The organism is Parasphingorhabdus sp. (assembly GCF_036963705.1).
Classification (GTDB): Bacteria; Pseudomonadota; Alphaproteobacteria; order Sphingomonadales; family Sphingomonadaceae; genus Parasphingorhabdus.
The window spans coordinates 1-7,413 of the sequence record NZ_JBALUT010000096.1; the positions used below are offsets into that span (position 1 = coordinate 1).

Sequence of the window (7,413 nt, forward strand, 5' to 3'; positions counted from 1 at the left end):
GCCGACCCGTCGCCCGCATCAACAAGATAATTTTTGCCCGCGACGACCAACAGATTTGCTGGCTGGGATCGTGTCGGGCTGGCAACCGGCCCTCCGCGCGTTCCGAGCGTGACCCAAAGCCCTTTATCGGCCTGCTCGGCCGTTTCCGCCGGAGCGTTTGACCGCTCCTGCGAGTGGGCCGGGATGGCGGCCAGTGCAACTGCACTGGCCAACAATATTTGCATCAGGCGCATGGCCAATTCTCCCTAGAAGTTGAATTTCGCCCGCACACCATAGGTCCGTGGTGGCTGGTAATTGGCGCCGACAACGTTACCGGCACCAAGCTGCACGACTGACAGCACAGCTTCATTGGTCAAATTGCGAACATAACCGGTCAAGGACCAGCCATTATCGATATCGCCCAAGGTCAGAGCAGCATCCATCGTGAAATCGCTGCCGATGCGGCTCTCGGGGATATAGTTAAATCCGATTTCTCTGGCACCGCGATAACGCCCGTCAACCGAACCGACCAGCTTCAGATTACCAAATTCAACCGTTTGCTCGATACCGATATTGGCAGACCATTTCGGCGAATTCAAAGCCGACTTGCCAGAACAATCGATGTCATAGGAGTCGGTTGCCAGATCCTGTGTCGCGTCACAGGTCGTAACCGGCCTCAAGAGTTCAGGTGGATCAGTTGGATCGGCCAAATCGGTCTGATTGAACATATAGCTATCATATGTCGCATCCAGATATTGCACGCCGCCGCGAATTTTCGTCGTTTCGGTCGCAAGAAACTGGAAGTCAATATCAGCGCCCTTGATCGAAGATTCGCCGACATTGCGGGTGTAGAAGGAATTATTGCCATCGACGTCGACGCCAAGCGCAGCCAATTGCTGTCCTTCATATTTCCAATAGAACAGCTCGACATTCATCTCCAGACGATTGTCAAAGAAGCGGTTTTTCGAACCGATCGTGAATGCGTCGATGAATTCCGGATCAAATTCTTCATTCCCGCGAGAAGCGTTAAATCCACCGGCACGGAACCCGTTTTCAAAGCTGGCATAAAGCAGATTATCGGGCGTGATGTCATATTCGACGGCTGCTCGGAAAGTTACCTCGCCATCACCACCTGACCTCTGGATCTTGTTCGGCGTGATTATGAGAAGAGCACCCGGTCCTGGCGGGAAATCACCGCCGACATTGAAGGGACCATAAGGGAAGACCTGCCCGACGCCGTTTGGTCCATTCGGATCATATGTGCTTATCGGCCGGGCAGGAAACAGTGCGGGATCAAACTGGTCCAGCGAATCCTGCAGCGTCAGGCCCACTGGAATTGTCGGCACTTGTGGGCAGAAAGGTGCGCGACCGACCGGCTCTTCAAGACAGATGCCTGCTACGGCAACGGCATTGGCGTCAAAGTCCCGGTTTTCGTCGGTATAGCGGATACCGCCAACGATACGCAGACTGTCCGTCACATTATATGTAGCTCTTGCAAAGACCGCTGCTGATTCTGATTTGGATGTAAAACTATTAGCACCCAAGGTGGCGAATTGGTTGAAGGAGTTCATGCCCTCGACCGTCTCATCAAAATAGTAGCCGCCCAAAATCCAGTCGAGAGGACCGGTTGAACCGGACAGTCGCGCCTCGACGCTAAACTGTTCAGCCGTATCCTGATTGATTGCAGCTTTGAATGGAGGGCCGTTAAACTGGTTGTCCAGCTTTGAATGCCGATAAGCTGGTATAATCGCCAGATCGACACCGCCGAGGTCAAAGTTCATCTCGACGTTCACGCCGAAATATGCGTCATTGCGGAACGGATAGGCATAATCGCCATTATAAGGTGAATGCAGCGGTGCGCCGGCAATGGTGGAAGTGTAGGCGTCGGCCGCTGGAGTATGTAGTCCCGAATATGGATCCGACACGCCAGCTGGTGCAGCGTCAAATCTCCAACCGTTGACTGGCTGATTGGCCCTCAGTGCCGGGACGGGTGGAATGATATTATAAACGCCCTGGATATTGGTGCCAGCCCCGACACCCTTTTGCGTCGAATAGTCCATAGACATGCGGAAGTTGAAATTGTCGCTCGGCTCCGCATAAAATTGTCCGCGAATTGCAAAATCCTTGGCATCAAAAGTGCCATCACTATTATAACCATCATGCTGATTGACGGTTGCAGCCAGGCGGAGCGCCCCTGAGTCCGAGATCGGAACGTTTATCGCGCCTTCGATGTTGAAGGCGTCATAATTACCGTAACCCGCAGACACATTACCGCTAAACTCGCCAAGCTGCGGTTTCGTGGGGATGACGTTGATAGCACCGCCGGTTGCGTTGCGACCGTATAAGGTACCCTGTGGTCCTTTGAGAACTTCCACAACCGCAACGTCAAGGAACGAAGCAATCGTCGAAGACGGACGACCAATATAGACGCCATCGATATTGAATGCCACGGCAGGGTTTGTGTAACCGTTATTGGTGAAGTTGCCGACGCCGCGAATAAAATAACCCGCATTGGCACCACCACCAGCGGTGGTGTAAAGCGCTGGCGCGATTTTATTCAACGCGGTGGCATCAGTGACCCCGGCCATGGCGAGCTCTTCGCCGGTTGCCGCATTGATCGGGATAGCCGCGTCCTGAAGGGACTCTTCCTTGCGTTGCGCGGTCACAACGATCACATCCAGTCCACCGGACCTCTGTGCAGTTTCGTTGTCGATGTTAGCGGAATCCTGGGCCGCAGCGGGCGCTGCAAACATTGTCGAAGCCAGCGCGAACGAAAGCGCAGCCTTGGACACAGACGCATTGTTCATATGGAATTTCATTATTTTCCTCCCCTTTAATCCTGGTTTTTGCCGCGTGTACGCCGCGGCTTGATACCATTTCGTGGATAAGCCAGATTCACAAATTGCGAAAATCACTTTCAACAATAGCAATAATCATTTTTACAGATAGGAAAAATCATTAGATTATGTGAGCTACGACAAATTATATTTATATATGGAAATTGCTACAAGACGCTGATTTTTTTGGACGATTTCAAAAATGACAGGATAGTCGTCGTCATTCTTAGGAGTGAAGCCCCATGAGACTGGTTTCATCTTCCCTGCGTATACGGCGCAAAGCGGCGATCCCGGCTCCCGGATAACGATAACATCAGATACAGATGACTACCGAGTAAGCGAATATAATTGCCAATTCTCTTATGGCTTCGCCGGGCTTTCAATGACCTGCTTCAATTTCTGGCGCAACCATATCAAAGCTTCATCGGTTTCTCGGCTGGCATGAAATTGCATCATCTCGTGCATAACCGGCAAGCTGATCGGTGCCTCGGCAATGATCAGGGAGGCTGCGGGCGCGACAATTTTTGCCAGTCTTTCATGCATCAGGGAAAGACGCATGGTACCCGGGATCAGCCACGGCGCCTGAATGAAGGAGGGAGCCGTAATTTCGATCCGCCTTTCCAACCCATGAATTTCGAGAGCGCGTTCGATGAACGTATTCCGGTGGCCGATTTGCACAGCAATATGACCACAATCAAAGAAGCCTTCCGTTGTCAGGGGCTTTTGCATGATCGGATTGCCTGACCAGCCGACAACCACATACCGCTCCTCAAACAGTAAATCTCGCGGATGGTCGGGCTGCACAAATTCTTCCGGAGTCAGGAACAGATCCAGCTCTCCGTTGGTCAACTGGTCGAGCGTATCCTGATTGGGAAGAGATATATCGAGCCTCAAACTCGGTGCCTCACGCTGCAAGACGTCAAGCAGCGGAACAATAAGAACCGTAGTGATATAATCGGACGCCGCGATCTTGAAGCAGCGATCCGACGTTTTGGGATCGAACCCCTTCCCGCTTGAAATCAGACTTCGCAGGTGGAGTATTGCGTTGGATATCTCCGGCGCAAGCGCAATCGCCCGCGCAGTCGGAATCATCTTCTTGCCATGCTGTTTCAGGATATCATCCTGAAAAGATTCCCTCAATCGCTTCAATGCAGCGCTCATGGCAGCCTGCGTCACGTTGAGACGATTGGCAGCACGGGTGACATTGCGTTCTTGCAACAGCACATCAAACGCCACCAGCAGATTGAGATCGAAATTATCCAGCCGCATTCGCGATAGATAACAGTTATCTTAAAAAGCTTAAACAGAAAATTGGATTGATGATGATCTGCGTATAATCCCGCATTGATCGACACCGCATGCAAAAGCATCGGGCTTAGTGAGGCCCTGCAAAAATTCCCTTGTCTATATGGCTGTACTTGTCAGGCTACAAAAACGAGCGGACCGAATATCAATCCTCCAGATTCCGTGCTTTCAGAATACGATATTCCGACATCAGGCCTTTGAACAGGCTGTAACAGCAGACCAGCAACACCACGGTAAATGGGAGACCGCTGGCAATTGTCCCTGCCTGCAGCGTCCCTAGTGCCGCCGCACCACCGCCTACCAGCAATGCCGCCGCAACCAGACCTTGCAATACTGCCCAGAAAATGCGCTGTGCGACAGGTGCATCGGTCCGGCCACCTGCTGTGATAGCATCAATCACCAGTGATCCGGAATCGGACGAAGTAACAAAAAATACGATCAACAGGAGGATGGCCAGGGATGATGCGATATAGGGAAACGGCATATTTTCCAGCATCTGGAATAGCACCAGCGGCACTTCGCTTATGCCGGCAGGCAATTGGCCAACGCCGTCCTTGACCTGTTCGATCGCCGTCACGCCGAATGTTGTGAACCAAATGATCGCGACGATCACCGGCACAATCAGTACGACGGTCAAAAATTGACGGATGGTACGACCTTTGGAAATGCGGGCGATAAACATACCGACAAATGGCGACCAGCTGATCCACCAAGCCCAGTAAAATATCGTCCAGCCATGATACCAGATTTTGTCGTCGCGGTCGTTCCAGTCACTCAATGGAATGGCATATTCAGCATAGCTGACGATCGCGGTGCCAAAGCCTTTGAATATCTGCAGCGTAGGCCCGGCCACAAAAACAAATGCAAGCAGCAATGCAGCCAGAACCATATTGACATTGCTCAACAGCTTGATGCCGCCGTCCATACCGCGGATCACCGAAATGATTGCCAGCCCCGAAATGACAACGATCAGCAATAGCTGGGACGTCAGGCTCGCTTCGACCCCGAACAGAAACGAGATTCCGGTCGCCGCCTGTTGCGCGCCAAAGCCCAATGACGTTGCGAGACCGAACAGCGTCGCGATCACGGCCAGAATGTCGATAAGATGCCCGGGCCATCCCCAGATCCGATCACCCAGAATGGGATAGAAAGCCGAGCGGATGGTCAGCGGCAGACCTTTGTTGAAGGAGAAGAAAGCCAGCGCCAGACCAATGACGGCATAAACAGCCCAGGGGGTAAGCCCCCAGTGGAACACGGTCGCGCCAAGCGCCAGTCGTTCGGCTTCCGGCGTCAGGGCTTCGACATTGAGCGGTGTTCCGCCCCAATCGGTGTAATAAGCCATTGGTTCGGCTGCGCCGTAGAATAGCATGCCGATACCGACACCGGCAGAAAACAGCATCGCAATCCACGAGGCGATGCCGAATTCTGGTTTGGCATCGGCGCCTCCCAGACGAATTTTACCCAAGGGTGAAATCGCGACAGCAAAGCAGAAAAACAACACGAAGTTCGTGGCGATGACAAAGAACCAGTCAAAATATTGCAGCGTCCAGGCCTTGGTCGCCTCGAGCCCGTCTTGCGAGATATGCGGGAATATCAATGACAGGAGCACAAATGCGATAATCAGGATAGCGCTTATAAAAAACACTGGATTGTGCATTTCCAGACCGAATGTATTTACATTGTCCTGGCCCGCTTCATAATCGGTCTCATAGTCGATATCGACAACGTCCGCCGCTGCTGTTTCCGTTCCGCTCACTGTCGAGACTCCAATATTATATTTCCCAACGCATCTTTCAGCGGTTGCAGATGTGATTGATAATGGCGCCACAGATCGACGCTCGCTTTGGTAATCGGCTGGCGCACCTGCTCCGAACTGGCAGTGCGAACAGCGCGTTCGGTCTGGTGGAAATCGATACAGGCCTGCTCGAAGGGCAAGCCGAGATAATCGAGCATGCGGTGAACCTGCCCGTCGAGATCGTCGAGCACATCTTCATGCTGTACCCGCAAGACAGCGCCGGGCAACACGCTGTCCCAATGTTCCATCAGCCGTACATAGTCCCCGTAATATTGGCCGATTTCCTCCAATCCATAGGTGAACTCCTGTCCTTCTGCGAACAGTTGCTTGAACCCGGAAAAACAGCAGGCCATCGGTTCCCGCCGTGCATCGATGATTTTGGCATTGGGCAGAATGAGTTTGATTAAACCGATATGGCGGAAATTATTGGGCATTTTATCGATGAAGAACGGTGCGCCCTTGCGGTGGATCCGTGTGCTCTCGATATATTCCTGCCCAATTGCCTGCAACTGGTCTGCCTCGAGGTCATATAGGTTTTCAGGATAAAGCGAGTCATTGCTCGCCTGTTTTGCCCGCCGGAGCCGGTGTGCGAGCGACAATATATTTGGCAATTCCAGCGTGCCATCAATCTGGCTGTGTGAAGCCAATATCTGTTCCAGCAGGGTCGAGCCTGCGCGCGGCAGCCCGAGGATGAAGATCGGATCCGGAGCATCGCACCCCTTGTCAGACTGCTTTTCAAACAGCGCTGCCGTGCATGCCGTTATCTGGCTATCGAGTTCCCCGGTCATCTGATTGGCATCATAGCGTGACTGCACGCGTTTCAACTGGTTGCCCCGATCATAATGAGCAAAGGACCTGTCATAATCCTTGCGGTCTTCGTAGGCCTTGCCGAGCGCGAAACAGATATGGATGCGGTTTTGATAACTCAACCGGTTGCCTTGTTCCTGCACCTCCATCTGACGCAATTCTTCGTCGCCGAAGCTATAGGTTTTGAGGTTGGCCAGACCGTAATAGGCATCGCCATGGCCGGGGTCTGATTCGATAGCATTTTGATAGGACAGGACTGCTTCTTCATGGCGACCAAAAGTTTTCAGTGCGTGGCCGCGAGAGGTCAGCGTTACCGGATCATCCGGCAGCCGCTGCAAGACCTTTTCGAATAGTTCCAGCGCCTGTTCATAGTCTCCGGTCTGCATGGACTCGATGGCGTAGAGCGATTGGAAAACCGGATTATCAGGGTCTCGCCGGTACAAAAACTCGCTTTGGTTTAGAGCCTCTGCAAATTTCTGGCGCTTGCGGAGAGTTTGAATATAATCGATCCGCACCTGAATATTGTCCGGTTCGAATTCCAGCGCGCTCTCCAGCAGAAAATCAGCATCTTCCAATATACCCAACCGCGAACCGATATCGGCCAGCAATCGCATGGCTTCGACATTGTGGGGATTGGTTTGCAGAAAATGGCGACAGGCGGTTTCCGCCTTGATCAGTTTTCCCTCATAT

4 protein-coding genes and 1 pseudogene are annotated in these 7,413 nt (G+C 52.5%); all 5 read right to left on the bottom strand.

Features of this window, described 5'->3' with window-relative positions; all coding sequences use genetic code 11:
* A pseudogene (locus tag V7680_RS14305) lies at positions 1-233 on the bottom strand (MBL fold metallo-hydrolase); the annotation flags it as partial.
* Positions 234-245: 12 nt separating this feature from the next.
* A complete protein-coding gene (locus tag V7680_RS14310) occupies positions 246-2,786 on the bottom strand; it encodes a TonB-dependent receptor (protein WP_335653942.1) in 2,541 nt (846 codons plus the stop codon).
* 390 nt (positions 2,787-3,176) lie between these two features.
* Complete coding sequence (locus V7680_RS14315) at positions 3,177-4,085, bottom strand: LysR family transcriptional regulator (RefSeq protein ID WP_335653943.1); 909 nt, start codon at positions 4,083-4,085, stop codon at positions 3,177-3,179.
* Positions 4,086-4,266: 181 nt separating this feature from the next.
* Positions 4,267-5,877: a BCCT family transporter gene (locus V7680_RS14320; RefSeq protein ID WP_335653944.1), complete on the bottom strand. Its 1,611-nt coding sequence runs from the start codon at positions 5,875-5,877 to the stop codon at positions 4,267-4,269.
* A partial coding sequence (locus tag V7680_RS14325) for a tetratricopeptide repeat-containing sulfotransferase family protein (RefSeq protein ID WP_335653945.1) occupies positions 5,874-7,413 on the bottom strand: 1,540 nt, incomplete at its 5' end. The genes V7680_RS14320 and V7680_RS14325, both read right to left, overlap by 4 nt.